Raw genomic sequence first — 25438 nt, 5'->3', positions numbered from 1 at the left:
GGTTTGGTATCTTACCTGCTGACATTGGAGGAAGGAAATGAGTGGTAGGCATATAACATTTTGGGTCGTGTTCTTCGTTGCATTCCTCATCTGCAAACGATTAATCCCTTGGTTTGGTAGCCTTCCGGGGGATATCGAGATCAGGAAAGAAAACCTCTATGTGGCAATACCTATTGTGAGCTGCCTGCTGCTGAGCATTGTCCTCTCTGTGCTTGCTTCAATTGTCCGCCGGTTTTGAGAATCTGCCTCAATGACTGCGCAGGGTATGCTCGATCAGGTAGTCAGCGGTTGACTGCGAGATCATTCCGTCCATCACGGCTTGCTCCAGAATATAGATGGCCTTGTCGCGATCCATGGATCTCAATAAGAGGAATATCTTGTGGCGGGTATCGCCATTATCATCGATTTGGAAATCGATGGCTAAGTGATTGAAGCGGTCGCTGATCTCGCCAAGATCATCATAGGTCATACCAAGCCCGGCCATCTCGGTTCTGGTTCCGGCACGCTGCTTCCTGAATCCGGTTTCCGTCAAACGATCATCCATTTCCTGGCCAGAAATCTTGCCGCTATCATAGAGGTCGTGGATTGTTCGCTCTTTCTTTTCGTAGTAATCCAGCTTTGAGCGGTATTCATCAAGGGACTCAACGATCAGCTTGATGCGACTGACATATACATCCAGTTCTACAAAATCTCTGTACGGATCGGAATAGGCCTGATCATATTCCTCGAGAACCTTCTCCAATTGCAGGATTTGTTCGGCGATTCGATTATCGCTGGAGGTGCGGTATTCGCAATGTTCATCAATCCGCTTATTTTTCTCGTGCTCATCAAATGCGCCCGATGAATGGAAGTCATCGACAATCTCACGGGCTTTGTTGATGAAATCCTCAGAACTTTTCTCTTTTAACTCTTCCATATCAGCGTGCTTACCATCCCACCCATCCTGGCTATTGTCCTCAAACCACATAATGCCACCTCCAAATAAATACAGATTGTCCCATTATAGGCAAAGGGGATTGGTAGCTGTTCATTTCTTTGGCATTTCTTTGGCAAATAGGCTTAAAATGTCCTGAAATATCCTATGCTATCATGAACTGCACAGGATGCGCTAAATAAACAAAAACCCCGCTACCATTGCTGATAGCGGGGCTTTAAATGGTGAGCCGGCTGGGGCTCGAACCCAGGACCCTTTGATTAAAAGTCAAATGCTCTACCGACTGAGCTACCGGCCCACAAAAGGGGTCTCGACACGAGGATGAATCAGGCTTTCCCCGTTCAAAGGAGCGCATGTTCTATAGAATCAGCAGAACTGATGCAAGCGATAAATTTTCGTTTCTTTTGTTTTCTGCCTAAAGGCGATCCTCTAAGCTCTCTTAATTGAAAATCAAGTGTAACCAAAGGGGAACTTAATGAACATTGTTGGATTGATTTTGGGTGGTGGAGCAGGCAGTAGACTGCAGCCTTTAACGCAGGAGCGATCGAAGCCGGCGGTGCCGATTGCGGGGAAATACCGGTTGGTTGACATCCCCATAAGCAATTGCATCAACAGCGATATCCGCCAGATTTTCCTGCTGACCCAGTTCAACAGCGTATCCTTGCACCAGCATATTGGCGCCACGTACCGGTTCGACCAGTTCAGCGGCGGGCATGTGCGTATTCTGGCGGCCGAGCAGACCCCCGATTCAAAGGGGTGGTTCCAGGGCACGGCTGACGCGGTTCGACGCTCCATGCGCTATTTTATGGGCGACTGCCCCGATCTGGTGGTCATCCTCTCCGGCGACCAGCTCTATCGCATGGATTTGAGCGATGTAATCAAGTCCCATATCGACAACCAGGCCGACTTGACCATCAGCACCAAGCCGGTTCCGCGCGACGAGGCCGGATCGCTCGGCATCATGCAGGTCGACAACAAGGGGCGGATTATCCACTTTGCGGAAAAACCCGGCGACACTCCCGAGCTTGACAAGCTGAAGGCGCCTCTCTACGAGGAAGAACGCTATCTGGCCAGCATGGGCATCTATGTCTTCAACACGGATGTGCTGAAGAAGCTGCTCTCCGAAAACGAAGACAGCGACTTTGGCAAGCACATCATTCCCGGCGCGATCGAATCGCACAAGGTTTACAGCTATATCTTCGACGACTATTGGGAAGACATTGGAACCATCCGTTCGTTCTGGGCAGCCAACCTGGCGCTGACCGAACCGCTGCCTCAATTTTCCTTCTATGAAATGAGCTCCACAATCTACACGCGCATGCGCTACCTGCCCCCCTCGAAGATCAACCATTGCGATCTCAGCCGCTGTCTGCTCTCCGACGGGTGCATCATTTCCGGCGAGCGCATCGACCATGCTGTGGTGGGCTTGCGTGCCTTGGTGGGCGAGGGGTCGGTGGTTGAGGAGTCCATCCTGATGGGCGCCGACTACTACGAGCATGCGGGTGTCGAGCATCCCTCTGGGATCCCGATGGGCATCGGCAAGAATTGCGTGGTCAAGAATGCCATCATCGATAAGAACGTGCGCGTTGGCGACAACGTCGTCATCTCGCCGGAAGGCAAGCCTGCCGACGAGCAAACCGATCTCTATTGGATCCGCGACGGCATCATGGTCATCCCCAAAAACACCGTCATCCCCTCCGGCACGGTTCTGTAGGGGCTTCAGCCTCTGCGGCGTGCGGCTTGGGTGAAGGTTTCGGGAGGTATGCCGTAGACGCGCTTGAACACGCGGGAGAAGTGGTAGGGGTCGGCAAAGCCGACCTCTTCTGCTACCTGCTTAATGAGCAGGTCGCGGTTGCTGAGCAGGTCGGCGGCCTTGCCCATCTTAAGGCGGGTCAGCAGCTGCAGCGGTGATTCGTCGGCAAAGCGTTTAAACAAGCGTGAGAGATAGGCTTGGTCGACAAAGCATGCGGCGGCGGCATCCGATACGGTTTGGATCTGGAGAAAATTCCGTTCGATATGCTGCCGGCACCGGAGGTAGGTCTGCCAGGCCGGTGAAAAAGCGGCGGCGGGATCCATCGAGGTGTCGTCGGCATAAAGGATGAGCTGCCGGAGCAGCAGGGTGCAGAGCGCATCGCGGTTGCGGCTTTCGGTGTTGCCGGTGGTGATCAGGTTTTCGAAGATGCTGCGAATGCGGAAGGGGCGCGAAACATAGAGCGGGCTTCCTTTCAGAAAATCGGTGGTCTTCAGCAGTTCAACCAGTGCGCTCCCTGAAAAATCTACAAAATGTTTTAGCATTGGGTTTTCGGGATCGGTTTCAATCACGTGCCGGGTGCGGGGGCCGTAGCAGTAGATGGCGCCTGGCCGCAACGCATGGCTTTTGCCGTTCATGATCAGCTTGCCGCGCCCAGAGGAAATAAACTCGATGGAGAAAAACCTGAAACTGTTGCGTTCTATTCTATAGCTGGGAGAGCATTGCTCTCTCCCTCCGCATACCACAACCTCGCCAGCAGCTTTGTCTGGAGTCAAATTTAGATAGTAGTACTCGCCGGAAGAAACCTGTGTGGAAATGAATGGAACGCTGTTTTCTTTCATAAAAGGCCATCTTTTGATTGTTTGAGAATTATCCTGTTGATGTTAATACTGGTTGTAAAGTCAAATATATCCATCATGTGGTCAAGTCGGTGCATTTGCGCATGCACGGGAACGCGGTAGCTTGTTCGTCTCATCAATGTGGTTGTGAGGACTGCATGACTATATTTTAAATGTGTTAACCAACCAGAGAAGGAGAGCATCATGTCTGAAGAATTGAAAACCACTTTCGTAATGGCGGAAGACGGCGTCGATCCCAACATTGTTCCGAAGAAAGCCCTAAGCAATGGCGAAAAGATGCCGGGCATCGGCATGGGCACCTTCGGTTCAGACCGCTTCACCAATGTCCAGATCGCCAATGCGGTGGTTGGTGCTGCGGAATACGGCCAGCGTGCGTTCGACTGCGCTTCTGTTTACGGCAACGAAAAAGAGATTGGCGTTGCACTGAAAGTCATCCAGGACGGCGGCGTGCCGCGCGAAGAGCTTTACATAACTTCCAAGGTTTGGAACGACATGCACGGCGAAGGCCAGGTTATTGCTTCCTGCAAGCAGTCGCTCGAAGACCTTCAGCTGGACTACCTCGACCTCTACCTCGTTCACTGGCCGTTCCCGAACTTCCACGCCAAAGGCTGCTCCGTTGATTCCCGCAGCCCGGACGCGAAGCCCTACATCCATGAAAACTTCATGAAGACCTGGGCGCAGCTCGAAGAGCTCGTCGAAATGGGACTCGTCAAGAGCATCGGCACTTCCAATATGACCCAGGCCAAAATGGAGCTGTTGCTGCGCGACTGCAAAATCAAGCCGACCGTCACCGAGATGGAGCTGCATCCGCACTTCCAGCAGACCGAGCTCTACAACTATTACGTGTCCAAGGAAATCCAACCCATCGCATTCTGCCCGATCGGTTCCCCGACCCGTCCGGACCGCGACAAGACTGAAACCGACACCGTCGACATCGAAGATCCGGTCATTAAGAAAATTGCTGCGCGCCTTGGGGTACACCCGGCAGTGGTTTGCATCAAGTGGGCGGTTCAGCGCGGCCAGGTTCCGATTCCGTTCTCTGTGTTCGAACCGGAATACCGCAGCAATCTCAAGTGCTCGCTTCCGGGCTACATGACCATCACCGACGAAGAGATGGCTGAGCTGTCCACCATCGACAAGAAGTGCCGCCTGATTAAAGGCCAGGTCTTCTTGTGGAAAGACGGTCAGACCTGGGACGACCTCTGGGACGTAGACGGCGTTATTGCTGACTAAGTTTCCAACGGTTGGAAGAAGATAGGAAGGGTGGATGAATGGGAGCAATCTTCCAGACATCCATCCTTCCAACCAAATAATCAATAGAGGGGTCTATTGTTAACTCGAGGAGAAGCGAATGAGTGATTTAGAAAAGAAAAAACCGGTGGTTCCACCGGAACTGCTTTTAACATTTGTTTTGGTGACGATTCTTTTCCCGTTATGGGGATTCGCCAACGACATTACGAACCCGATGGTTGCGGCCTTTAAAAACATCCTGCTGCTCTCTAACTTTGAGAGCTCCATGGTGCAGGCGGCGTTTTATGGCGGCTATGCCCTGATGGCTATTCCCGCCGCACTGTTCATCAAGAAGTTTTCGTATAAGAAGGGCGTGGTGATTGGTCTGGCGCTCTATTCGCTGGCCTGCCTGATGTTCATCCCCAGTGGCATGGCCATGTCCTATCCGTTGTTCTTGCTCTCATACCTGATCATGACCAGCGGACTTTCTTTCCTTGAAACGACCGCGAACCCCTACATTCTTTCCATGGGCGATGAGTCCACTGCAACACGCCGGCTGAACCTTGCCCAGGCGTTCAATCCGATGGGGTCGATCGTCGGCATGTTCGTTGCGAGCATGTTCATTCTGGCCAGTCTGGATGGAACCAGTGAGACCGCTCGCCGCCAAATGGAGGAGCTTGACCAAAATGGAACACCCGTCCACTTGCAGGAAGTCAACGGGCAGATTGCAACGGTCGACAGTCTGGCCGAAGTCACCGGCATCGAAAGCTGGCAGGAAAGTAAAAAACTATTCAAGAAAGCCGGCGAGCTTTCGGCTTCACTGAAAGACGGAACCTTCCTTCTTGATAATGCCCATGCAACGGACGCGGATTCGGTTCAGGAGGCTCTGCTGGCTCAGCCCAAGGGTAACAAGTTCAAGGCCGCCGCCGAAGCGGTGGCGGTGGTTCTTCAGATTAGAGATAAACCGCAGCCCACTCCGGCCGAAGCTCAGCGCAACGACTTCTTTGTCGGTGACCGGGGACTGGAACTGACACTCGCTCTTAATAAGGAAAGTCCCCTCCTGGCCAAGGCCGGAGCAGGGGAATGGAAAGTTGCCGAGCAGCATTTCAACCAAGCGGTCGCACCGGCTGCTGCACTCTCTCTAATGTTTGTGCCTGAAGCATCGCTGGATGCGGCCAAAGCCTCGGCTTTGGTTGCAACAGTCCAGCAGGAGCTGAACGCCGCTAAAACGGCGCTGGAAACCATCCCGACCGCGAGTTTGAAAGAATATTTTGCTGGCGCAGGATCGGATCTTTCCACGATTCAAAAGGAGGATCTTGGCATTGTTTCCCTTCCCTATGCCCTGATGGGGGGCTTCCTGATTCTGGTGGTGATCCTGTTTGCCTGGAAACTTCCGGCCAAAACCCAAGGCGAGCATCAAGACGATCATGGAGGCATGGATATTGGCGGCACGGTTAAGCGTCTCTTCAAGAACCCAACCTACATCGAGGGCGTGGTTGCCCAGACCTTCTATGTCGGTGCCCAGATCATGTGCTGGACGTTCATTGTTCAGTACGGTTCCATGGAGCTGGGGCTCTCCAAAGCCACCGCCCAGAACTGCAATATTCTTGCTATGATCATCTTTGTTTCCAGCCGTTTTGTCTGCACCTTCCTGATGCACTATATCAGTTCGGGCGCACTGCTCACCATTTTGGCATCCGGTGCGATCTTGTTAACCACGGGCACAATCTTTGTCGACGGCTACGCCGGTCTCTACTGCCTAATTGGTGTTTCCGCCTGCATGTCGCTCATGTTCCCGACGATCTATGGCATTGCTCTTGACGGGCTGGGCGACGATGCCAAGCTCGGTTCGGCCGGTTTGATTCTGGCCATTGGCGGCGGCTGCATCATGACGCCGCTTCAAGGCCGGATTATCGATTTGCCCGCTATTGATCTGGGCTTCCGTGAACTGGCCAGCGTACGCGCGTCCTTCGTCCTGCCGTTGATCTGCTTTATGGTCATCGCGCTCTATGGCTGGCGGACATACAGCATCCACCATAAGAAAGAACAAGCCTAGGCGGCGGAGCCACTGGGCGAAAATCTGAGGGTCGCAAGTCAAATGACCCGACCTTCAGACCTTTGACCAAAACAACATAGGAGAAAACCAATGCTTAAAGGAATCAATCCAATCATTAGCCCGGAACTGTTGAAGATTTTGTCTGAAATGGGTCACGGCGACGAAATCGTATTGTCCGACGCGCACTTCCCAGGCCACACCTTCTGTCCGAAGAACGTCCTGCGCGGCGACGGCCTGCAGATCCCCGATCTGCTCGAAGGCATCATCCCGGTCTTCGAACTCGACAGCTACGACGATCCGCTGATCATGATGTCGGCCGTCGAAGGCGATGAGCTCGACCCGCAGGTGGAAGCCGACTACATGGCCGCCATCAAAAAGGATGCTCCGGACGCGCCGGGTGTTACCCGCATCGGCCGCTTCGAGTTCTACGACCGCGCTGAAAAGGCCTACGCCTGCGTCGTCACCGGAACCACTGCCAAATACGGCAATATTATCCTCAAGAAAGGTGTAACGCCGTTGGCGTAGAACCGCAGAATGTCGAACAAGGAATGTTGAATTCCGAAGTACTTCATCATTCGGAGTTCCTTGTTCGATATTCGATATTCGTTTTATGAAAACCATCTACTTTATCCGCCACGCGCAAAGCGAAGCGAATTTGCAGGACATTCTAGCATCCCGTCAGGATTTCCCGCTGACCGAAAAGGGCAAGGCCGACGCGGAAGCGATCGCGGTTGAGTTCAAGCAGATTGCTTTGCTGGATCGCGTCATCTGTTCGCCGCTGATTCGTGCACAACAGACCGCAAAGCCGATTGCCGCCGCATTCGGACTGGAGGTCGAAACGGATGAACGGCTCATCGAGCAGGATCTCGGCGGCTTTGCCGGATTGAGCTACACCGAGTTGGAATCGCGGACGGACTACATGCACGACCGCACCAAGCGCTGGAAGTGGGTGCCAGAAGGCGGGGGCGAATCCTACGAAATGATTGCCCGAAGGCTGGAGCCGTTTTTCCATTCATTGGAAATCCTCGAAGGCGACAACATCCTGTTTGTGACGCATGCCGTCACGATGCGGATGATCAAAGCCACGCTCGAACAAACCCTGCCGGAATACCCGCACGTAATCGCCAAAAACGGCGAAATCTGGAAAACACAATTTACAGGCCTTGGAAGCACCCACAAGGTCGAATCGATTTTTCTGGGCGATGCAAAGCACGCCGTCTCCCGCGCATAATAATTTAACACTAAGATACGAAGGTCTCTAAGGAACACAAATCTGAATTGTACATCACTTCGTGTACTTTGTGTCTTCGTGTTTAATAACGAGAATTGAGTATGGCTGAATATATTTTGAGTGTGGATCTGGGAACAACGAGCTGCAAGACGGTGTTGTTCGATACGGATTTCAATATGGTGGCGACCGCCAAGAAGGCGTACGACACAAGCTACCCGCATCAGGGCTGGGCCGAACAGCCGGCCTATCAATGGTGGCGCGCCCTGAAGGACAACACCAAGGAAATGATCGAAACCAGCTCCATCGACCCGGCCAAGATCATTGCCGTCGGCATCGATGCATTTTCCACCACCGTGCTCCCCGTCGACAAAGAAGGCGACCCGCTTCGTCCTGGCTTGATCTGGATGGACCGCCGCGCCACCAAGCAGGCCGAGTGGATCACCGAAAACCTTAACGATGAAACGTGGAAAATCAACGGCAACGTCAGCGATGCCGGTAATCCGGCGCCGAAGATCATGTGGATTAAGGAAAACGAGCCGGAGGTCTACGAAAAGACCCACATGTTCCTGCATGCCAACGGCTACTTGGTTTACCGCCTGACCGGAGAGTATTCGATGGATGTTTCCGAGGCGGGCCTGTCCCAGTTTTGCGATACCAAGACCGCTGAATATTCCGACGTTTTGCTCGATGGCTGCGGGATCGACCGGGCAAAACTTCCGCCGATTTACAACTGCACCGACGTTGTTGGCAAAGTGACGGCCGAGGCGGCCGCCAAGACGGGTTTGCTCGAAGGCACGCCGGTTATCGCCGGTTCCATGGACAACGTTGCCGCCGGACTCGGCGCGGGCGTTTCCAAGGGCGGAGAAGTGTTCATTTCCGGCGGAACCGTAACCACCAACAACGTTTGCTTGAGCGAACCCAAGTACAACAAAAACCTGCACGTCTACCCGCACATTGTCCCAGGCACGTGGCTCACCTCCGGCGGCGTCGATTTTGGCGGGGCCGGCCTCAAGTGGTTTAAGGAAGAGGTGCTTGAAGAGGAAAGCTTTGCTGAAATCGACAAGCTGGGCGACACCTCGGTCTGTGGCAAAAGCTCGGTGATCTTTCTGCCGTACATGGTGGGGCAGCGCTGCCCGATCTGGAACGACAACACCAGTGGCGTTTTGATGGGGCTCAAGCCGACCACCAACCGTCAGGACATGATCCGCGCCTTCATGGAAGGCACCACCTATGGTTCGAGGCATGTGTTGAGCATTGCCGAGGAAGAAGGTGTGGAAATCATCGATGTCAAGATTACCGGAGGCAGCGCCAACTCGGCCACCTGGGTGCAGATTTTCTCGGATGTCATCGGCAAGGCAATCGAAATTCCCGGCGCGGTAGACCTTCCGCCGCTCGGCATCGCCATTGCAGCGGCGTATGGCGTGGGCGCCATCAAAAGCTTCGAAGAGGGCATCGAAAAAATACCGACGCGCGCCGAATTTACGCCGAACGCGGAAAACCACGAATACTACAGCGAAATGTACAGTGTTTTTCGCAGCCTGTACGAAAACATCAAGGGCGAGTACGACAAGCTCGCCGGAATCACCGCAAAATTTTCTAAAAAGACAAAGTTAACTGGAGATTAAAGACCAATGAGAGCTGCATTGCGCAAAGGCATCAAGAAAGTCGAAGTCATTGAGATGGACAAGCCGTCTCCCACTGCCGACGAGGTACTCATCGCAGTTAAATCCTGCGGGATTTGCGGATCGGACATTGTCCGCGTCCAGGAAGAAAACCCGCGCTGGGATGAAGTTGTGCTGGGTCACGAATTTGCCGGCCAAATCGTCGCTGTTGGCGAAAACGTCGAAGGCTGGAAGGTCGGCGATCGCGCCTCCGCCGCGCCGCTCATGCCGTGTATGAAATGCGACAAGTGCGCCCAAGGCAACTATTCGCTCTGCAAAAGCTACAGCTTCATCGGTTCCCGTGTTCAGGGCGCGTTTGGCGAATTCCTGCGCGTACCGGCCAGCAACCTCGTAGCCATCGGGAACCTGTCCTACGACCAGGCCGCCTTCATCGAGCCAATCACCGTTTGTCTGCACCCGATCCTGCGTCTCGAGAATCTGCTCGGCAAAGACGTTGTCGTGACCGGCGCCGGCACCATCGGCCTGCTGGCCATCCAGATCTTCAAGGCCATGGGCTGCAAAAACATTGTCGCGTCCGACGTGGCGGAAGGAAAACTCGAAATGGCGAAGGCGATGGGTGCAAACATTGTCTGCAATCCGATCACCGAGCCGCTCGAAGACGTTTGCGAGCGCGAGCTCGAAGACGGTGCACACGTGGTGTTCGAATCTTCAGGAGCGGCTCCGGCCAAAATTTCCGCGATGGCGATTGCCCGTGGACGCGGCACCATTCTGCTGGTTGGAACGGCGCATGCTCCGATCACCTTCACAGCACCACAGTTTGAGTCGATTTCCCGCAAGGAGCTCAATGTGGTTGGTTCGTGGATGAACTATTCCGCGCCGTTCCCTGGTGCTGAGTGGACCACTGCCGCGTGGATGATGGAAGCCGGCCTCGTCAAGGTAGATGGCCTCCAAACCCACACCTTCCCGGTCGAGCAGATCCAGAACGCCTACGATGTCATTTATGGCAACAAAGAGCTCTGGGCGAAGGTAATGATTAACTTCTAAATGCGGAACGCATTTAGAAGATTTCAAATCTGATATTTCAAATTTCAAATCTCCAAAGGAGTAAACATGAGCGCAGTAGATAAATATGTACAAATTCTGGCCGACAACCGCGCCGGAAAGGGAACGGGGATCTATTCCGTCTGTTCCGCACAGGCCACCGTTCTGGAAGCGTCCATGCTTCAGGCCAAGAAAGACGAATCGATCCTGCTGATCGAGTCCACCTCCAACCAGGTGGATCAGTTTGGCGGATACACCGGCATGAAGCCGGCCGACTTTGTAGCGTACGTCCACGGCATTGCCGCGAAGGTGGGATACGACAAAGAGAACATTCTGTTGGGTGGCGACCATCTCGGCCCCAACGCATGGCAGGCCGAAAACGCCGAGCCGGCCATGGCGAAGGCGCTGGAGCTGATTGCGGCATACGTGAAAGCCGGCTACCAGAAGATCCACCTCGACGCGTCCATGTTCTGCGCCGACGATGCCGGCGACCGGCATCAGCCATTGGCCGACGAGATTGTTGCTTCGCGCGCCGCCGCTATGGCGAAGGTTGCCGAAGAAACCCACGCGGCGTTCTGCGCGGGACAGCCGAAGCCGGTCTACATCATCGGCACCGAGGTTCCGATTCCGGGCGGCGCCCAGGAAGAGGAAGAGACCGTAACGCCGACCACGCCAGTCGACGCGATCAAAACCATCGAAGTCACCAAAGCGGCGTTTGAGGCTGAAGGCCTTTCCGATGCTTGGAACCGCGTCTATGGCGTAGTGGTTCAGCCGGGCGTTGAGTTTGGCGACGACCAGGTGTTCCACTACGACCGCGAAGCCGCCAAAGGCCTCAGCGACGAAATCATGAAACAGGACCGTTTCGTCTACGAAGCGCACTCTACCGACTATCAGTCCGAAACCGGCCTTTCGAAGCTGGTGGAAGACCACTACTGCATCCTTAAGGTCGGCCCGTGGCTGACCTTCGGCTATCGCGAAGCGCTGTTTGCCCTAGCGATGATTGAAGAGGAAATGCTCGCGCCGAAAGGGATCGAGACCTCCAAGCTTCGCGAAGTGATCGACGAAGTGATGATTGCCGAGCCGAAATACTGGAAGAAATATTATCCGGGCGACGCCGTGGTGCAGGCGTACAAGCGCAAGTACAGCTTCTCCGACCGGTCGCGCTATTACTGGCCGAATGAAAAAATTCAGGCGGCCGTTGCGAAGTTGGTTTCCAATCTAAAGGAAACCCCGATTTCGTTGTCGCTGCTCAGCCAGTACATGCCGAACCAGTACAACGCGGTCAGCGAAGGCACCATCGCGAATGAGGTGGAAGCAATCATCATCAACCGCACGCAGGACGTCATCGGCATCTACGCCCGCGCCTGCAAGATGGCCAAATGAGTTTTCCAGACATTGGAAAATGAAAAAGCCGGTTCCTTTGGGAACCGGCTTTTTTTCGGGGCTGCCGTGTTTGAATTTGAGGCGACGCCATCAGAAGCCGCCTGAGGCCAAAGCTCCGCCAAACATCACAATGATGATAATGATGGGGAGTATGATATGCACCCAGAGGAGGAATACCAGACAGCCTCGTCCTGAAGGGCTGGCGCCTGCAATTCGCTTTGATTCATTGGATTTGGATAGAAATACAATGTTGCAAATCAGACCAATGATGTAGAAGCCAACGTAATAAAGCAGCAACGTTAGGAAGGCGCTTGAAACGTAGGATTTTGACGCATGAATGACTTTCACAATCTCGTCGCCCAAACCTTCTGTCTTTACGGTAAATTCAGTTTTGTCGTCCATATGTTTTACCCTTCCGAGGAGGTGGGACATTTATCTATAATCATGCTCATAACGATTTAGCTCAGTGTTGGAAAGCTTGGCCGGACCGCGCGACCCACAACGGCAACTTAGAAGCATTGTATGGGTGTCCGAGTGGGGCTTCCATGGTTTTCTTTATGTTTCTGGCGCATAGAGTAGGGGGGTTCTTTCCCCCAGTGCGCGCTTGGTTTGTTTGCTTCGGTGATCGGCGTGCAGCCAAGCGGATAAGGTTCCCGAGGCGGTTTCTTGTGTTTTAGTGTCTGTTTTGGGTTATACAAATCGTTTAAAAGGTATGTACTTATTTAAAAGGGATGTTGTATGAAATGCGTATTGATTGCAGGGATGGTGCTGGTTGCTGGAGCATGGGCGGCGGAGAAGCCCAATATTATTCTGATGATGGCCGACGATCTCGGATACGGCGATACAGGCTTTAACGGCAACACGATTATCCAGACGCCGAGCTTGGACGCGCTGGCGGAAAAGGGCGTGGTGCTGACGCACTTCTATTCGGGCAACTCAGTTTGTTCGCCGACCCGCGCCACGTGCCTGACGGGGCGGCATCACGACCGCTTTGGCATCTACACCGCCAACAAGGGGCATTTGCCCAAACAAGAAATCACGCTCGCGAAAATGCTGAAGGAACAGGGATATGCTACGGGCCATTTCGGCAAGTGGCATCTTGGCACACTGAGCAAAACCGAGTCCTCCAAAGGCTTGAAGCGCAAGCCCGAGCTGAACTATGCCCCGCCGTGGGAGCGCGACTATGACGCTTCGTTTGTTACCGAATCGGCCATCTGCACATGGAATCCCGGCCTTGGAAAGCGCGCCAAGGGCAATCCCTTCTATGAAAACGGCATTGCACTCGACGGCAGCGACGAAAGCCTGAAGGGTGGCGCGGCGCGCGTGGTGGTTGATCGCGCGGTGCCGTTCATTGAAAAGGCTGCGTCCGAAAACAAACCGTTCTTCGCGGTCGTCTGGTTTCATGCGCCGCACGAAGATATCGAGGCTGGGCCGGATTACCTGAAAATGTACGAGGGCCACGGAGACGCCGCCCATTTCTACGGCTGCATCACAGAACTTGATGAGCAGGTTGGCCGCATCGTCCAGACGCTGGAAAAAACCGGCACTGCCGACAACACGCTCATTTTCTTCTGTTCCGACAACGGTCCCGAGGGGAAAGAGGCGAAAGGGCGCCGCGCCGGAACGACCGACGGACTGCGCGGGCGCAAGCGCGCGCTTTACGATGGCGGCGTGCGGGTGCCTGCTTTCGCCGTCTGGCCCGGAAAAATTCAGCCGGACTCCCGCAACGACGCCATTTTATCGACGCTCGACTATTTTCCAACCATTGGAAGCATTGTGGACTATACCATGCCTGACGCCCGGCCGATCGACGGCGAAAACGTGCTGCCTGTTTTAACGGGGAAGGCGTCAAAGCGCTCGGGGGCCATTCCTTTCCGTTATTCCGGAGGAACCTCCTCGCTGGTAAAGGACGGCTACAAATTCATCCTGCCCGACCGCGAGTTGTACGATCTTTCCAAAGACCGCCCCGAAGAAAACAACCTGTCCTCCGCCATGCCGGAGCGTGCATCGGACATGGAGCGCGAGCTGATTGCCTTTTTCCAGAGTGTGGAAAACAGCCAGGCTGGGGGCGACTACAACGACCCGTCCTACAAGCCGGTGGATGCTTGGAAGCCACTTAAAACCGAACAGGGAAAGAAAGGGAACTGAACAGGAATAGGGTGGGGGTGGCCAAGCACTCCTTTAAAAGTGGTGCGCCATCCGGGAACAGAATCGCGCATTTGAGTCAAAACAGCTTGCCTCTATTCCGATCACTAACCTATATTGCCCGTCCTTTCACAAGAGCCCTGATAGCTCAGCTGGATAGAGCAACGCACTTCTAATGCGTAGGTCACAGGTTCGAATCCTGTTCAGGGCACCACCTTAAACCCCTGTAAATAACGGTTTATAGCCAATGTTTGCAGGGGTTTTCTTTTTGTTCCGCCTAAATTGGTGTTCCGTTTGGTTCCGTCGTGTTCCGCTATATAATAAACATCGTAAGTCCACCTTAAGCCACGAAGATTCCAGATAAGCCACGAATAAGCCACGGAAAGCGCTTGCTGTGGCTTGTGGATTCGCCGTTGCCGTCAAACGGCTTATCGGTCGTATTTCGGCAGGCGGTGGCCTATGGCGCGGTCTGGGCGCAAAAAAGCCCATGCAAAACAACTGCATGGGCGGGGGTGGGGCCGGGGCGGTTACTACTCTTCGGCCATGGTGTCGCCTCGGTAGGATCGCAATACCTTTTGCACCGCGCTAGATGCTTGGGCTTCTGCGGCTTCGGCATTCTTGCGGGCCATTGCCTTTGCGGCGGGCTTGGTGGTCTGCGGTTTTTTGGGCTGTGTCATTTTTGGTGCTCCTTGGGTTGGGGTTAATCAAGTAACGGGATAGAGCGGTCGGGAATCATCCTGCATAGCGTTTTTCTGGGCAGCTCTCCGAAACTGTGGGGGGCACAAATTATGCCGATTTCCTGCGATGATTTATTTACCAAAGCGGAGAACTCCCTGCCGGCGTCTTGCATTGCATTGTCGAAGATTTCCCCGGCCAGGTCATCGGCTGGAAATTCTGTTTCCGCCATCGGGGCGGCAAGCTCCTCCCGGCCTTTGTCGGTCAGGCTGGCGAACACATAGCCGGTCTGCATACTGGGCTTCCAATCAATCCTCCCATGTAAAACCCCGGTAATGACGCGGAAATATGTCCACGCAACTTGATTCCGGCCTTCGGCTTTGTCGCGCTGGCTGTCTTTGTGATCCGCTAGAAGGTGGAAGCCATCGCCCTTGATCCGGGATAGCGCCGTCATTGCCTCTCGTGTTTCCCATATCGCCGGCATCCCCACCATGCCCAGCACTTCGGCCTCGCGCTCCAGTGTAAGGCGGGCGCTCAATGCGCGGGCTTTACCGGATAAGGCAATGCGGTTGTCATCCTGCAGCCCTTTGAGCAGGCGGCTTAAACTCATGCGCTCGGCATTGGTGCGGCCCGTGAAAAAGCCGGTACTTAATCCGGCCCCTGCCTGATACCGGAAAAGCATTTCACAAAGCGGTATCCAATACGGGGGGCGCGGATCTCGCAGCATAAGCACTATTTTAAAGGCGCGCGCTAGCAACGTAATTTCAAAGGTCGTGGCTTCGTCAATTTGCATGGTGATCCTCAAATATTAAAGATTTGTTATATTCAGTCGGTCATTTGTTGCTTGATGTCGGTCATCGCTGTCTTGAGCAGAGCAAGCGCTGGAAGTACCTAACCCGGGGGGGGGTGCTCAGGTGCTCACAGCAGAAGCCGCTCGATGGCCTCTACTTCATCGCGGATTGTCGCCTCGGCATCGGGCTGGTTCTTGCGAACCCAAGCGATGCCGTTGCCATTGGCAAAGCGTCGGCTGGATCGGATCCAATTTACCTGCAACCGCAAAGGCTTCTTTCGATTTAGGGAGGGCGCTACCACCTGCAGGCTGATATATTCCGCGCTCGGCTCGAGGCTTTCAGTTGAAACAAACGTCTTCATGGTTGGTTTTGATTTATTCTTCATACCGCCCGCTCCATAGCCTTGAACGCTTCGGATAATTTATCTTTCAAAACCCGGGCCTCAAACCGCGGCAACTTATTCAACTTGGAAGCCAACGCTTCGCAGTCTTTCAGGCTCCAGCCTGCACCGAATGCAAGGGCGGCCAGCTCGCGCCCAAGCAAGGATCTTGCCCGGGCGTGTTCGATCTTAGTCATTGTTGTTTTCATTCTGTATTCCTTCGTTGTGGTTGAAAGTTGCCGCCTCACTCCAACGACGGGCGACAGCGCCGTTTATGAAATCCCCCACTGGAGCTGGGGGGCAGGAGCCGGGGAGCAACCCAGCCGAAATTTTACAGGTCTTGGCAACTGAGCTTCAGGTCGGTGAGGAGTTGGGCCTCTTCGTTGGACACAATGTTTTGATCGTTCTGTGTCAGGGCCCGCATTCGTATCGCATTGCGCTCCGCTTCTATCCGGGCGGTATCCATTAGCCGGACGTTATGGGCAACCGCCTTAACCATGTCTTTCACAACGTTGTCGAGCTCCTTGTTCCGGTCGGCCTCAACTTTCCGCCATCGTTTTGACTCGGTTTTGTAGGCTTCCTGCACCAAAGGCCAAAGCGGTGCTTTTCCCGAAAGCAAATTGATGAGATCGATGTCATACCTTTTGACCTTTGCGCGAGCCTTCTGCAAATCTGAAATGACGGTCGCCGGTTTGGTGCATTGACCGCTTGCCGCTTCATCGACAAGCGCAAAAATGCTTTTCCCAAGCACAGAAATCTCGGTGCTTAAATCGGCCCGCTTCTTGTTCCAGGCGGTGAGGGCCTTCGAGGTTTCTTCTGGGAAAAATTCCGGGATGTGAATTGCGCGGATTTTGCCGATTAATATTTTGCTGTTTTGGATGCCTAGTGCTGCTTTCATGGTACTGGTTCCTTCTGGGGTTGGTTTGTTATTTCTGGAAATGAATGAATTTTGCGTGATCAATAAGCCGCCTCATTATTGATTGCACGCGGGCGGTGCGCTGTGGATCTGGGTTTGAGCCAAGCATCATTTTTGCAAGGTCCCCGCCGGTGGCCTGAGTGTTTATGATCAAAAGTCGCTCGGTCTGTTCCGCGTGGTCAATCAGGTCGAACAGTTCGGCAACAACATTTGCGGAAAATGAAGCCTTATCAAGATCGTCAAGTATAAGGCCATCGAAATAATATTCGGGGTCGTCACTGTCTTTATAATCCGGATTTTTAAATGCGGTAAATTCCAGCGGTTTCCCATGTGGCATTCTGGCAAGGCGGGCAAACTCGACGGCGCGAACGAATCGAAAATGAGTGAAGTCTGAAAAGAGGGCCGAGCTGCATCCGTTCACCGACCCAAAACCGGCCACAATCGAAGCACGACTTTTTCCGAGTCCGGTTGCGCCGTGAAATACGCCCCACGGCTTAGCATTTCCCGTTTCCCGGTCGATCATCCATTGAGCGACACATTGCACGGCTTTCCAATCAATCGACTGCGAGAGGTCGAGAGGAGCGAGAAACGGCATAGGGAAATTGCATTCGTCCGGATCGGTATGGCCGCCTTGATGATTGTCGCGCTCTGTGCCTGCATGGTTTCGTGTCCTTTTGTTAGTCGTTAAGTTCTCTCGAACGACTTCACAAAAACAAAAGAAGGCACGCTTTCCCACACGTCAGGCGGGACATAAATCGGCAGTTTTCGGGGATTTAAATCCCATCAGGAAACTTGACTACATGGAAAGGATGTCTTCAACGAATGCGCGGGCAAATTCCCGCTCGTCTTTGGACTGCTTGCGGATGGCTTCAAGGCGCTGTTTTAGACCAATGTAGGAGGGTTGCCCGAGTGCCTTCAAAAACATCTGGCAGAAGTCGGAACAAAGTCCGCCCGTGCTCGGGACTTTAAATTTTTCCTGCACGTGTTTTCTGAATAGGTAGCACGCGGCTTCTGTGGGCCACTCATTTACAGCGGGGCGGCCTTTTTCGTTTCGGGCGGATTCGCTTAATGAACGGGCGGCCTCTTCAATGATCTGTAGTGCCATATGAACGGCGTCAATCGTTTCCCTTGATCGGGTCTTTTGGCCTGCATAGTTGAGTAAGTCGTTTCTATCTTTTTCGGTAAGGGCTTGGATTGCTTTTTCAAGACGCCCGAAACGAGCCGCGCAACCGGTCGCGTGCATTCGGTTTTTCAGGGTCGTGTTTACGCTGTTCGCCACTACCTTTTCAAAGTCGCTCCAAAGTGCGGGGAAATCAACTTTCAGCCCAGCAAGGCGGGTGTTCACTTCAAAGGTTTTTCGCTCGTTCGTAGTCATGCCTTGGCCTCCATGATTTCAGCTTTGATCTGCTTCCAGTTTTTGGCGGTCATGCCTTCCAGTTTTTCGGCTATCCAATCGGGAACGGTCAGGGCTGCGGGCTTGGGATCTTCGAGCTGTAAAACCTGTGCGGTCTTGAAAGCGGTTTCCTCGTTCACGTGCAAATAGTGCTGGGTCATGGCGGGATTGCTGTGTCCGACGTTGCCTTGAATCATGGCTTGCGGGGTTCCGGCTTCGGCGTGAAGGGAAACATAGGTGTGCCGTAGGCTATGAAACCCAACTTCCACCACGGCGCGTTTTTTGGTATCTCCGCCCGTTCCGGCCTTATGGGTTTTTATGCCGCAGTTTTCAAAGTGCGCCTGAATCTCTTTTGTGATCTCCGGGCGGCGGGTGGCTTTGCTCTTTGCGCTCTCGTGCGTATACGCGGCTGCATAGTCGGGAAGCACGTAGCCCTTGCGGCGGCTCGGTGGGGTTGTTGCCAGAACATCGAACAGGGCGGCGGGAATACCGACAAGGACAGGCTTGCCGCTCTTGGCGGTCTTATTGGGAATCCGGCGAATCAATCCCCGGTCTAAATCGACCTCGCCCCATTTGAGCGTGCAGCAATCCCCAAGCCGCAGCCCGGTGAACGTCCCGAGGGCAAGCAGGGTTTGCAGTTCGCCGGTTGCCTTGGTCAAAATCTCCTTTAGTTCGGCAATGGTCAATTCCCGGCGGCTGTTCGTCTTGATGCTCTTCCGGCGGATCTTCTCGAACGGATTGGCCTTTAGTCCGGCTTCCTCGCCCAGCACGCGGAAGAATAGCTTTAAAAAGCTCGTATGCTTGTTGAACGTATTAGGGCTTGCTGCTCCCTTTGTCAGGCTTCCCGCATAGGCGGCGGCGATTTGCGGCGTTATATCCCGCAGGCTGTGGATGTTTTCTGTGTGCTCCCCTAGCCAATCCATGAAGCCGCGCCAAATGCCCGCATAATCAGTAAGCGTGCGCTCCCCTGTGTCGGGGCGGTCTTGGCTGGATAGATATGCTTGCCATCCTTCGGCAACGCGAAGAACCGGCGCGGCATCTTCCACGGCTTGCGCCGTTTCACTTGTGGCCTGTGTAAGGGCGGCGGTCAGGGCTTCAAGCTGCTCTTCCCGTTTCCCCGCTCTCATGGGTGCGGTTAGCCGCTTGCGTTCGGCTTCGGCTTGGCGAAGGTCGGTTATGGGCTTCCCGTCCTTCCCGGTCAGGGCGTGCCGTTGCCGCTTTCCGTTGAGCGTGTATTGGATCCAGAAAACGCCCGGCGTCTTGTTGTCCGGCGGGAATTCCTTGCCGTCCGTGGTTCGCTTGTAAAGCCGCCCGGTTCCCCGTGCGCTTCGGGTCTTTGCTTTTTTGGTCTTTGCTTCGGTTTCCATGGCGTGCGCTCCTTTGCTTTGATCTGTGCCGAAGCGTGCCGTAGGCGGTGAGAATAAACAAGATAAATCCACCTTAAGCCACGGACGAATTCAGAAAAACACCGTAAACATTGGCTAAAATGCAATAATGAAACGCTCTTCTAATGCGTAGGTCACAGGTTCGAATCCTGTTCAGGGCACCACTCTTTTTCCTAGCAGTCTGTCGGAGTTAGAACCCCGCACTGGCGACATCCCGGCATGAACTTATCAAGTAAAAGAGGCAAAGGCCGGGCGAAGCAAGAAAATGTCTGAAAATACGCCCGAAAATGTGCCGACAGTGCATTGGCGTGCTGTTTTGCGGTTGCCGCCGGGTGTTTCGGGGCACGCGCCACCATGAGCTTGAATATTTTCTTTAGATTGTAGCTGAGGCAGACGAGGCTCCATTCGGTTTCGGCTTTCTCCTTCCCCCTCATCGAGAAGCGGCGGAAGCCGAGCACTTCCTTGATAACCCCGAAAACGGGTTCGACGGTTTGCTTGCGCTGCTTGTAGAGCGCCTTCCCTTCGGGGGTCTTGAGACGGTAGGCCATCTGTTCCTTGATGGGTGCGCCAGGTGGCGGAGGGGTCGGCAGCGGTTGCTTCTCGAGGTCGGCAACGCTGACGTGGTGCGAGCCTTTGGCCATGGCGCTGTACACCGTCGGCCCGCCACCGGTTTCGGCGTCTTTGACGGCCTTCTCACTGTAGTAGCCGGTATCGGTCAATACGCTTTCCGGGGTGGCCGCTTCCTCAGGAATGCTTGCGAGAACAGGATTGAGCTGCTCTTTGTCATTGGGCGCATCGGTGACGAGCTGACCAACGATGAGATAGGTTTCGGTGTCTACGGCGGCCTGCGCGTTGTAGGCCTGTTCGAAGTGGCTGCCGTTGCCGGCCTTCATGATGCGGCTTTCGGGGTCGGTAAAATTGTATTGCTTCTTATCCGGCGGCTCTGCGGATGGAGGTTTAGGTTCTTTTCCCCGCGGTTTCTTGTTTTTACGCTTTTCCTCGAAGGCCGTTTTCTTCTCTTCGTACTCTGCGCCTACCCCCAATCTTCGACCACGGATCGGCGAATTTAAGGTGGAACCTGCGGTTCCCTGTTCCGTGTTCCGGCGGCCAATAAGGCCGCCCCTTTATGATGCCGTCGCTTTGCGGAGCCCGTCCCCGAAGGGGCGGCCCGGAGGGCCGAGGGCGGAGCGAAGCGACGGCATCACTTGCGATCATGTGCTGAGTGCTCCTTCCTTGAATACCTCAACGGGCGTTCGCTTGTCCAGAGCACTGTGCTTTCTCTCGTTATTGTAATACTCAAAATAGCTGCTTAGCCCTTGGTGTAATGAATGTCCGTCGCTATAGGATTGAGGATAAATCTTTTCATATTTCACGGACCACCAGAGTCGTTCGATGAAAACGTTATCCAGCGCCCGTCCGCGCCCATCCATACTGATGGTGATCTCTTTGTCGAGTAATACGCCCGTGAAGCCGCTCGATGTAAATTGTGCCCCCTGATCCGTGTTGAATATCTCAGGCGTTCCTTGCCGCAGAGCGCATTCAAGAGCATCGATACAGAACAGGCTATCCATTGTGCTTGAAAGCTCCCAGGACAGCACATAGCGGCTGCGCCAGTCGATCACGGCAGCCAAATACATATATCCGTTACGCCTTGGGATATAGGTGATGTCCGTACTCCACACCTGATTCACTCGCTCAATCTCCACGTTACGTAATAAATACGGGTATATCTTATGCCCTGACGCGGGTTTGCTCGTGTGCGGCCCGGGGGTAATAGCTTGAAGCCCCATCGTCCGCATCAAACGGGCCACCCGCTTGTAGCTGACCTCATTTTCCTTTTCTCGAAGCCAGTCCGTCATGCGTGGATAACCATATTCAGGATGCAACAGGTATCGCTCATCAATGAGTCGCATTAATCGGAGATTCTCCGCTGTTTCCGGTGCGGGTTGATAGTAGAGGCCCGACCTCGGGACGCCTGCCAGCCGACACTGTCGTCGAACCGAATAATCGGGGCTGGGGGCCACCCAGCTCCGACGTGTTGAAAGCGGCAGGCTCAGAGCTTTTTTTCGAGCCACTTCACATCCATCTTCAGTCGACCGATTTCCTCGTAAAGTGGAGCCGTCAGCTCCTCTTCAGTTTTTGCCTGCTTCTTTTTTCCCGATGCAAAAAGATCTGGAGCATTTGAAAGCAACTGTTTCTTCCAGTCCGAAATCTGGTTCGGATGAACCTGATATTCCGAAGCCAGCTCGTTGAGAGTCTTGATGCCCTTGATCGCTTCAACAGCCACTTTGGCCTTGAACTTGTCCGTGAATGTCCTACGTTTTCTTCCCATATCCATGCGTCCTTTTTTATCATTTTAAGGACGCAGATTCCACTTAAGCCGGTGGTCCTGAAATCGGGGCTAAGCGCACTCGGCCTGCTTTTGCTTGCGCTCCTCTTCGTAGCGCGCCTTGATCACTGCCCGGGCGTGCTCCAGGCTCTTGATGCGGTCTTCGCGCCGGACGATTTCGTCCGGGATGCTCAGCCCGTCATCAAGCGGGACGTTATCGACCTGCTCGGCTTTGGCGGCGAGTTGTTCGACTTCCTTGCGCAGCAGTTCGACCTGCTCGCCGGCATGCTTGTAGCTGACAGCGGAATGCTTGCTGGCACTGGCTTTGATCTTGGTGCCATCGACGCTCACGGTGCCGACCTTTTTGAGACCGGCGGTTTCCTGCGCCATGAGCAGCACCCGTACAAAAGCCTTTTCGAACAGCTCGCGGTTCGTGCGGCGAAAGGCACAGATCGTGTCATGATCGGGATGCAGGCTGCCGCCGCAGATGTAGCGAACGATGACATCCGACCAGGTCGCATCCTCGATCCCGCGCGAGGAGAAGCGGCCCGTGGCGTAGCAATAGATCAGCAGAGTCAGCATCATGCGCGGCGGATACTGCTCGTCGCCGGTTCCCCGAAGGTTGACGCGGAAGTCTCCAGCGGGAAGCCGGTCCACCGCATCGATCAGGAAATGCACAATGTGCTTCTGAGGAATCCAGTCGCGCAGGTCTGGCGGAAGCAGCATCGGGGTGTCGCGGTCGAGGTTCTTGAGTCGTGTGGCCATCACTTCCTTTTGGTTAAGACAGGCATAGACTGGCACAGTCTCATGAATATTGAAATATTATTCGCAAGCTAAGTCCGACAGACTGCTAGCAAATACGCTGTTTTGCCAAGGCTTTGGCCTGCTTCTCTTCTCTGCCTGTGTTTACATCTGTACCAACGTGTTTTCACCAGAGTATCCATGCTACCCCGAAATAGGGACACCGTAAGGACACCCGGATCGAGGTGGTCGTGGAACCAGCGTTCAACGGTGGCCGTTTCGATCCTGCAGTTGCGGCGCAGCTGTTCCCGGGAGATGCCGTCGCGGTGGTCGAGATACACCTGTCGGCGAAAGTGTTCAGTGCTGCGCCTGTAAGGCAGAATGCCAGGCATCCTCGGTCTGAAATACCGTCCGCATCCCAGACATTGATATTTGCGAAGCACCAGATGCAACTAGGTTCTGTTCCGTCCTATACTGGCATGGCGCCGCCGTTGAATGCGGTCCTTCGTCTGCAGGTCCGTCCCGTTGCAGGCCGGACAACACACCGGTCCGACGTCCTCAGCCTCGATGATTTGCGGGTTGTTTCCGATCACGGAATGAATCTTGAACTCCGGACCAATGAGCTCTATCTTTCTTTCGGGCATTGCGATCTCCTTTGTTTACCCAACTGCTATCATAGCAGTCAGGGATCGCCCTCGCCCCCGTCTTTGATGGAGAGCTTGAATTTCATGGTCGGTTTCTGTTGTGAGTAAAAATGTATTTGCACGGGATTCAAAATCCCGCGGAGAAATCTGTGTGGGTTCGAGTCCCACCTCCGGCACCATTACCTTTTATGCTGTTATCGTTGGATTGTTATCTGATTCGATGTTGTAAATAGATAGCTTCTGTTTCTAACAGATCCAACTGTCAAACCTCCTGAAGTACATCTGAAATGCATCAATGCCGGGCTCTCCACCAAAGCACCGGTATTTAAGGTCAAGTGCCGCCTTGGCTGTCAGGGATCGGCATCGCTCCCCTCTTTGATGGAGAGCCCAACTTAATTTAATGTGTGGTTTTCTGTTTTTTGGAGGGAGTGGCTTTTTTCCAGCTTTCGGCGGGATTGTTGTAGTCAAGCGGGTCGCTGAGATCGGCGCTGAGTTCCAACAGGTCGGTTTTCAGCTCTTTAACCTTTGCGGCGTATTCCGGGTTCATGGCCAGGTCGTTCTGTTCGAAAGGATCGGCATTCATGTTGTAGAGGCGGTTGGCATTGGCGGTGGGGTAGTGGATGAATTTCCAGTCGTCTTTGCAGATCATGCGTTGCTGCCCTTTATACGCGCCGTAGATGGAGTCGTAGTGTTTCTTTTTGCCGTTGAGCATGGGCAATAGGCTTTTGAATTCTACATCGTCCGGGATTGGAGCGCCGGCGAGGTCGAGCGCGGTGGGCATGATGTCCTGCAGATAGATCGGCGCATTATTCTTTTCGCCCTTTTTGACGTTGGGGCCAACGACCATGAACGGGACCCGGACACTGTGGTCGTACATATTCTGCTTGCCGATCAAGCCGTGGTGACCGATGGCCAGGCCGTGGTCGGCGGTGAAGACAATGTAGGTGTTGTCGGCCTGGCCGGTTTCTTCGAGGGCTTTGAGGATGCGGCCAATCTGGTCGTCCATGTGGGTGATGAGGGCAAAGTATTCCTGCCGGTTGACCTTCACGGAATATTCGGTGCGAGGGAACGGGGCGAGGCGTGCATCGCGCAGTTCTTCACCGCAACCGATCTCGTCCTGATATTTATATTTCGGAACAAAGTTTTCTGGCAGCTTGACGCGGTCGAGCGGATAGCGGTCGACGTATTCCTTCGGGGCCTGCCGCGGGTCGTGGGCAGCGTTAAAGGCCAGATACATGAAGAAGGGCTCGTCGTGGGTTTTGGCATCGTTCAGGAAATCAATGCTGTCGTCGGCAACGACTTCGCTCCAATGTTTGCCGCCTTTCCAGAAGCCTTCATATTTGGTTTCCCAGGGTTTCCATCCGTTTTTGTAATCTTCTTCATCAACGGGACGGTTGTAGCCTTCCGGCGTCTGGTTGGGCATGCCGGGGCGTTCGTGTACCGCAACATCGAAGATGTCTTCCGGTTTGGCTTTCACGTGCCACTTGCCGGTCATATAGGTGCGGTAGCCGGCTTTATTCATTAGCTGCGACCACATGCGCCTGTCTTGGACTTCCTTTTTCATTTTAGGGCCGGTGTCGTGGGCATAGGTGTTCCAGACAAAGCGCCCGGTGTTGAGCATGGCTCGGCTTGCCACGCAAACGGCGCCGTTGTATGCACCCATGTTGTAGGCGTGGGTAAAGGTTGTTCCGGCTTCGACCATCTTGTCGAGGTGTGGGGTGTCGATATCGAGCAGGCCGTATGCCCCGATGGTTTCGTATGACATGTCGTCCGCGAAGATAAAGAGGATGTTAGGCTTATCGGATTTGGCATGAACCGTTGTCAGTGATCCCAAAATGGCGATTGCGAAGAGATGTTTCAGCATGAGGCGCTCCTTGGTGTTTCGAAAAACTCTCCAATCTCTGGATGTTTCCAGAGATTGGAACTGCCGGAA

26 protein-coding genes, 2 tRNA genes and 1 pseudogene are annotated in these 25438 nt (G+C 54.1%); 11 read left to right on the top strand and 18 right to left on the bottom strand.

Translation table 11 applies throughout. The features are described 5' to 3' along the window. Positions 1 to 37 precede the first annotated feature (37 nt). Positions 38 to 238, top strand: coding sequence for a DUF2905 family protein (locus SCARR_RS29645; RefSeq protein ID WP_136065358.1), 201 nt, complete (start codon positions 38 to 40; stop codon positions 236 to 238). A gap of 9 nt (positions 239 to 247) precedes the next feature. Here the strand turns inward: SCARR_RS29645 and SCARR_RS26100 are convergent, their stop codons facing one another. Next, on the bottom strand, positions 248 to 967 hold the full coding sequence (locus tag SCARR_RS26100) for a hypothetical protein (RefSeq protein ID WP_136065356.1): 720 nt from the start codon (positions 965 to 967) through the stop codon (positions 248 to 250). A gap of 189 nt (positions 968 to 1156) precedes the next feature. Next, positions 1157 to 1232: transfer RNA gene (locus SCARR_RS26095), tRNA-Lys, on the bottom strand. A 177-nt stretch (positions 1233 to 1409) separates the two neighbouring features. Between SCARR_RS26095 and SCARR_RS26090 the strand changes: the two genes are divergently transcribed. Beyond that, positions 1410 to 2648: a glucose-1-phosphate adenylyltransferase gene (locus tag SCARR_RS26090; RefSeq protein ID WP_136065354.1), complete on the top strand. Its 1239-nt coding sequence runs from the start codon at positions 1410 to 1412 to the stop codon at positions 2646 to 2648. A 5-nt stretch (positions 2649 to 2653) separates the two neighbouring features. Here the strand turns inward: SCARR_RS26090 and SCARR_RS26085 are convergent, their stop codons facing one another. Continuing rightward, complete coding sequence (locus SCARR_RS26085; protein WP_136065352.1) at positions 2654 to 3526, bottom strand: AraC family transcriptional regulator; 873 nt, start codon at positions 3524 to 3526, stop codon at positions 2654 to 2656. Positions 3527 to 3727: 201 nt separating this feature from the next. Between SCARR_RS26085 and SCARR_RS26080 the strand changes: the two genes are divergently transcribed. The 7 genes and pseudogenes from SCARR_RS26080 to SCARR_RS26050 all read left to right on the top strand — a co-directional run bounded on the left by SCARR_RS26080 (position 3728) and on the right by SCARR_RS26050 (position 12107). Beyond that, on the top strand, positions 3728 to 4777 hold the full coding sequence (locus SCARR_RS26080; RefSeq protein WP_222846477.1) for an aldo/keto reductase family protein: 1050 nt from the start codon (positions 3728 to 3730) through the stop codon (positions 4775 to 4777). Between the two features lie 118 nt (positions 4778 to 4895). Next, positions 4896 to 5411, top strand: a pseudogene (locus tag SCARR_RS29425) (MFS transporter); the annotation flags it as partial. A gap of 1509 nt (positions 5412 to 6920) precedes the next feature. Further along, positions 6921 to 7355 carry an L-fucose mutarotase gene (gene fucU / locus SCARR_RS26070; RefSeq protein ID WP_136065350.1) on the top strand — a complete coding sequence of 145 codons (435 nt, stop codon included), beginning with the start codon at positions 6921 to 6923 and terminating at the stop codon, positions 7353 to 7355. An 85-nt stretch (positions 7356 to 7440) separates the two neighbouring features. After that, positions 7441 to 8061, top strand: a complete 621-nt coding sequence (locus tag SCARR_RS26065; protein WP_136065348.1) for a histidine phosphatase family protein — start codon at positions 7441 to 7443, stop codon at positions 8059 to 8061. A gap of 101 nt (positions 8062 to 8162) precedes the next feature. After that, positions 8163 to 9686 (top strand): xylulokinase, encoded by a 1524-nt coding sequence (locus SCARR_RS26060; RefSeq protein ID WP_136065346.1) that lies wholly within the window; start codon positions 8163 to 8165, stop codon positions 9684 to 9686. 6 nt (positions 9687 to 9692) lie between these two features. Continuing rightward, a complete protein-coding gene (locus tag SCARR_RS26055; protein ID WP_136065344.1) occupies positions 9693 to 10727 on the top strand; it encodes a galactitol-1-phosphate 5-dehydrogenase in 1035 nt (344 codons plus the stop codon). Positions 10728 to 10793: 66 nt separating this feature from the next. Next, positions 10794 to 12107, top strand: a complete 1314-nt coding sequence (locus SCARR_RS26050; RefSeq protein WP_136065342.1) for a D-tagatose-bisphosphate aldolase, class II, non-catalytic subunit — start codon at positions 10794 to 10796, stop codon at positions 12105 to 12107. A 90-nt stretch (positions 12108 to 12197) separates the two neighbouring features. Here SCARR_RS26050 and SCARR_RS26045 read toward each other — a convergent pair whose 3' ends face one another. Next, positions 12198 to 12509, bottom strand: coding sequence for a hypothetical protein (locus SCARR_RS26045; protein ID WP_136065340.1), 312 nt, complete (start codon positions 12507 to 12509; stop codon positions 12198 to 12200). 336 nt (positions 12510 to 12845) lie between these two features. On the opposite strand from SCARR_RS26045, the gene SCARR_RS26040 reads away from it, so the two are divergent. Both SCARR_RS26040 and SCARR_RS26035 read left to right on the top strand, forming a co-directional pair. Next, on the top strand, positions 12846 to 14255 hold the full coding sequence (locus SCARR_RS26040; protein WP_136065338.1) for a sulfatase family protein: 1410 nt from the start codon (positions 12846 to 12848) through the stop codon (positions 14253 to 14255). A gap of 134 nt (positions 14256 to 14389) precedes the next feature. After that, positions 14390 to 14466, top strand: a tRNA-Arg gene (locus SCARR_RS26035). 316 nt (positions 14467 to 14782) lie between these two features. Here the strand turns inward: SCARR_RS26035 and SCARR_RS28440 are convergent. The 14 genes from SCARR_RS28440 to SCARR_RS25970 all read right to left on the bottom strand — a co-directional run bounded on the left by SCARR_RS28440 (position 14783) and on the right by SCARR_RS25970 (position 25369). After that, entirely contained in the window at positions 14783 to 14929 is a 147-nt protein-coding gene (locus SCARR_RS28440; protein WP_168433629.1) for a hypothetical protein, read from the bottom strand. A 23-nt stretch (positions 14930 to 14952) separates the two neighbouring features. Continuing rightward, positions 14953 to 15720 (bottom strand): hypothetical protein, encoded by a 768-nt coding sequence (locus SCARR_RS26030; protein ID WP_136065336.1) that lies wholly within the window; start codon positions 15718 to 15720, stop codon positions 14953 to 14955. Between the two features lie 125 nt (positions 15721 to 15845). Further along, complete coding sequence (locus SCARR_RS26025) at positions 15846 to 16103, bottom strand: hypothetical protein (protein ID WP_136065334.1); 258 nt, start codon at positions 16101 to 16103, stop codon at positions 15846 to 15848. Then, a complete protein-coding gene (locus tag SCARR_RS26020; RefSeq protein ID WP_136065332.1) occupies positions 16100 to 16306 on the bottom strand; it encodes a hypothetical protein in 207 nt (68 codons plus the stop codon). Before SCARR_RS26020 ends, SCARR_RS26025 begins: the two co-directional genes overlap by 4 nt. 122 nt (positions 16307 to 16428) lie before the next feature. After that, entirely contained in the window at positions 16429 to 16995 is a 567-nt protein-coding gene (locus SCARR_RS26015) for a hypothetical protein (RefSeq protein WP_136065330.1), read from the bottom strand. Positions 16996 to 17023: 28 nt separating this feature from the next. Continuing rightward, positions 17024 to 17749: a P-loop NTPase family protein gene (locus SCARR_RS26010; protein WP_136065328.1), complete on the bottom strand. Its 726-nt coding sequence runs from the start codon at positions 17747 to 17749 to the stop codon at positions 17024 to 17026. Positions 17750 to 17809: 60 nt separating this feature from the next. Next, on the bottom strand, positions 17810 to 18388 hold the full coding sequence (locus SCARR_RS26005; RefSeq protein WP_136065326.1) for a ribonuclease HepT family protein: 579 nt from the start codon (positions 18386 to 18388) through the stop codon (positions 17810 to 17812). Further along, complete coding sequence (locus SCARR_RS26000; RefSeq protein ID WP_136065324.1) at positions 18385 to 19773, bottom strand: tyrosine-type recombinase/integrase; 1389 nt, start codon at positions 19771 to 19773, stop codon at positions 18385 to 18387. The genes SCARR_RS26005 and SCARR_RS26000 overlap by 4 nt, the downstream gene beginning before the upstream one ends. Positions 19774 to 19964: 191 nt before the next feature. Continuing rightward, complete coding sequence (locus SCARR_RS25995; protein WP_136065322.1) at positions 19965 to 20834, bottom strand: transposase; 870 nt, start codon at positions 20832 to 20834, stop codon at positions 19965 to 19967. Positions 20835 to 21002: 168 nt separating this feature from the next. Further along, positions 21003 to 22123 (bottom strand): IS3 family transposase gene (locus tag SCARR_RS25990; RefSeq protein WP_407984904.1). Its coding sequence is split into 2 segments (ribosomal slippage): positions 21003 to 21857 and positions 21860 to 22123, totalling 1119 coding nucleotides; the frame shifts between segments, so codons are not numbered across the junction. Positions 22124 to 22192: 69 nt separating this feature from the next. Beyond that, a complete protein-coding gene (locus SCARR_RS25985) occupies positions 22193 to 22885 on the bottom strand; it encodes a transposase (protein ID WP_136065320.1) in 693 nt (230 codons plus the stop codon). Between the two features lie 68 nt (positions 22886 to 22953). After that, positions 22954 to 23253: a helix-turn-helix domain-containing protein gene (locus SCARR_RS29640; protein ID WP_136065318.1), complete on the bottom strand. Its 300-nt coding sequence runs from the start codon at positions 23251 to 23253 to the stop codon at positions 22954 to 22956. A 60-nt stretch (positions 23254 to 23313) separates the two neighbouring features. Next, positions 23314 to 23505: a hypothetical protein gene (locus SCARR_RS25975; RefSeq protein WP_136065316.1), complete on the bottom strand. Its 192-nt coding sequence runs from the start codon at positions 23503 to 23505 to the stop codon at positions 23314 to 23316. Between the two features lie 397 nt (positions 23506 to 23902). Then, the gene (locus SCARR_RS25970; RefSeq protein WP_136065314.1) at positions 23903 to 25369 is read right to left on the bottom strand and encodes a sulfatase-like hydrolase/transferase; all 1467 of its coding nucleotides are present in this window, start codon (positions 25367 to 25369) and stop codon (positions 23903 to 23905) included. Between the last annotated feature and the right edge of the window lie 69 nt (positions 25370 to 25438).

Origin of the sequence: Pontiella sulfatireligans, assembly GCF_900890705.1 — a bacterium.
Lineage (GTDB): Bacteria > Verrucomicrobiota > Kiritimatiellia > Kiritimatiellales > Pontiellaceae > Pontiella > Pontiella sulfatireligans.
Note: the sequence above shows the minus strand (reverse complement) of the source record. Positions and strands in the feature narration are given on the sequence as shown.

What these genes read in the sequence shown, in the direction of transcription:
- SCARR_RS26020 (WP_136065332.1), bottom strand. Translation starts at nt 16,306, where the DNA reads ATGAAAACAACAATGACTAAGATCGAACACGCCCGGGCAAGATCCTTG.
- SCARR_RS25975 (WP_136065316.1), bottom strand. Translation starts at nt 23,505, where the DNA reads ATGCCCGAAAGAAAGATAGAGCTCATTGGTCCGGAGTTCAAGATTCAT.
- SCARR_RS26090 (WP_136065354.1), top strand. Translation starts at nt 1,410, where the DNA reads ATGAACATTGTTGGATTGATTTTGGGTGGTGGAGCAGGCAGTAGACTG.
- SCARR_RS26080 (WP_222846477.1), top strand. Translation starts at nt 3,728, where the DNA reads ATGTCTGAAGAATTGAAAACCACTTTCGTAATGGCGGAAGACGGCGTC.
- SCARR_RS26030 (WP_136065336.1), bottom strand. Translation starts at nt 15,720, where the DNA reads ATGCAAATTGACGAAGCCACGACCTTTGAAATTACGTTGCTAGCGCGC.
- SCARR_RS28440 (WP_168433629.1), bottom strand. Translation starts at nt 14,929, where the DNA reads ATGACACAGCCCAAAAAACCGCAGACCACCAAGCCCGCCGCAAAGGCA.
- SCARR_RS26065 (WP_136065348.1), top strand. Translation starts at nt 7,441, where the DNA reads ATGAAAACCATCTACTTTATCCGCCACGCGCAAAGCGAAGCGAATTTG.
- SCARR_RS26015 (WP_136065330.1), bottom strand. Translation starts at nt 16,995, where the DNA reads ATGAAAGCAGCACTAGGCATCCAAAACAGCAAAATATTAATCGGCAAA.
- SCARR_RS26050 (WP_136065342.1), top strand. Translation starts at nt 10,794, where the DNA reads ATGAGCGCAGTAGATAAATATGTACAAATTCTGGCCGACAACCGCGCC.
- SCARR_RS25970 (WP_136065314.1), bottom strand. Translation starts at nt 25,369, where the DNA reads ATGCTGAAACATCTCTTCGCAATCGCCATTTTGGGATCACTGACAACG.
- SCARR_RS26060 (WP_136065346.1), top strand. Translation starts at nt 8,163, where the DNA reads ATGGCTGAATATATTTTGAGTGTGGATCTGGGAACAACGAGCTGCAAG.
- SCARR_RS29645 (WP_136065358.1), top strand. Translation starts at nt 38, where the DNA reads ATGAGTGGTAGGCATATAACATTTTGGGTCGTGTTCTTCGTTGCATTC.
- SCARR_RS26055 (WP_136065344.1), top strand. Translation starts at nt 9,693, where the DNA reads ATGAGAGCTGCATTGCGCAAAGGCATCAAGAAAGTCGAAGTCATTGAG.
- SCARR_RS26005 (WP_136065326.1), bottom strand. Translation starts at nt 18,388, where the DNA reads ATGACTACGAACGAGCGAAAAACCTTTGAAGTGAACACCCGCCTTGCT.
- SCARR_RS26040 (WP_136065338.1), top strand. Translation starts at nt 12,846, where the DNA reads ATGAAATGCGTATTGATTGCAGGGATGGTGCTGGTTGCTGGAGCATGG.
- SCARR_RS26045 (WP_136065340.1), bottom strand. Translation starts at nt 12,509, where the DNA reads ATGGACGACAAAACTGAATTTACCGTAAAGACAGAAGGTTTGGGCGAC.
- SCARR_RS26025 (WP_136065334.1), bottom strand. Translation starts at nt 16,103, where the DNA reads ATGAAGAATAAATCAAAACCAACCATGAAGACGTTTGTTTCAACTGAA.
- SCARR_RS26100 (WP_136065356.1), bottom strand. Translation starts at nt 967, where the DNA reads ATGTGGTTTGAGGACAATAGCCAGGATGGGTGGGATGGTAAGCACGCT.
- SCARR_RS26000 (WP_136065324.1), bottom strand. Translation starts at nt 19,773, where the DNA reads ATGGAAACCGAAGCAAAGACCAAAAAAGCAAAGACCCGAAGCGCACGG.
- SCARR_RS26085 (WP_136065352.1), bottom strand. Translation starts at nt 3,526, where the DNA reads ATGAAAGAAAACAGCGTTCCATTCATTTCCACACAGGTTTCTTCCGGC.
- fucU (WP_136065350.1), top strand. Translation starts at nt 6,921, where the DNA reads ATGCTTAAAGGAATCAATCCAATCATTAGCCCGGAACTGTTGAAGATT.
- SCARR_RS25985 (WP_136065320.1), bottom strand. Translation starts at nt 22,885, where the DNA reads ATGGCCACACGACTCAAGAACCTCGACCGCGACACCCCGATGCTGCTT.
- SCARR_RS29640 (WP_136065318.1), bottom strand. Translation starts at nt 23,253, where the DNA reads ATGCCTGGCATTCTGCCTTACAGGCGCAGCACTGAACACTTTCGCCGA.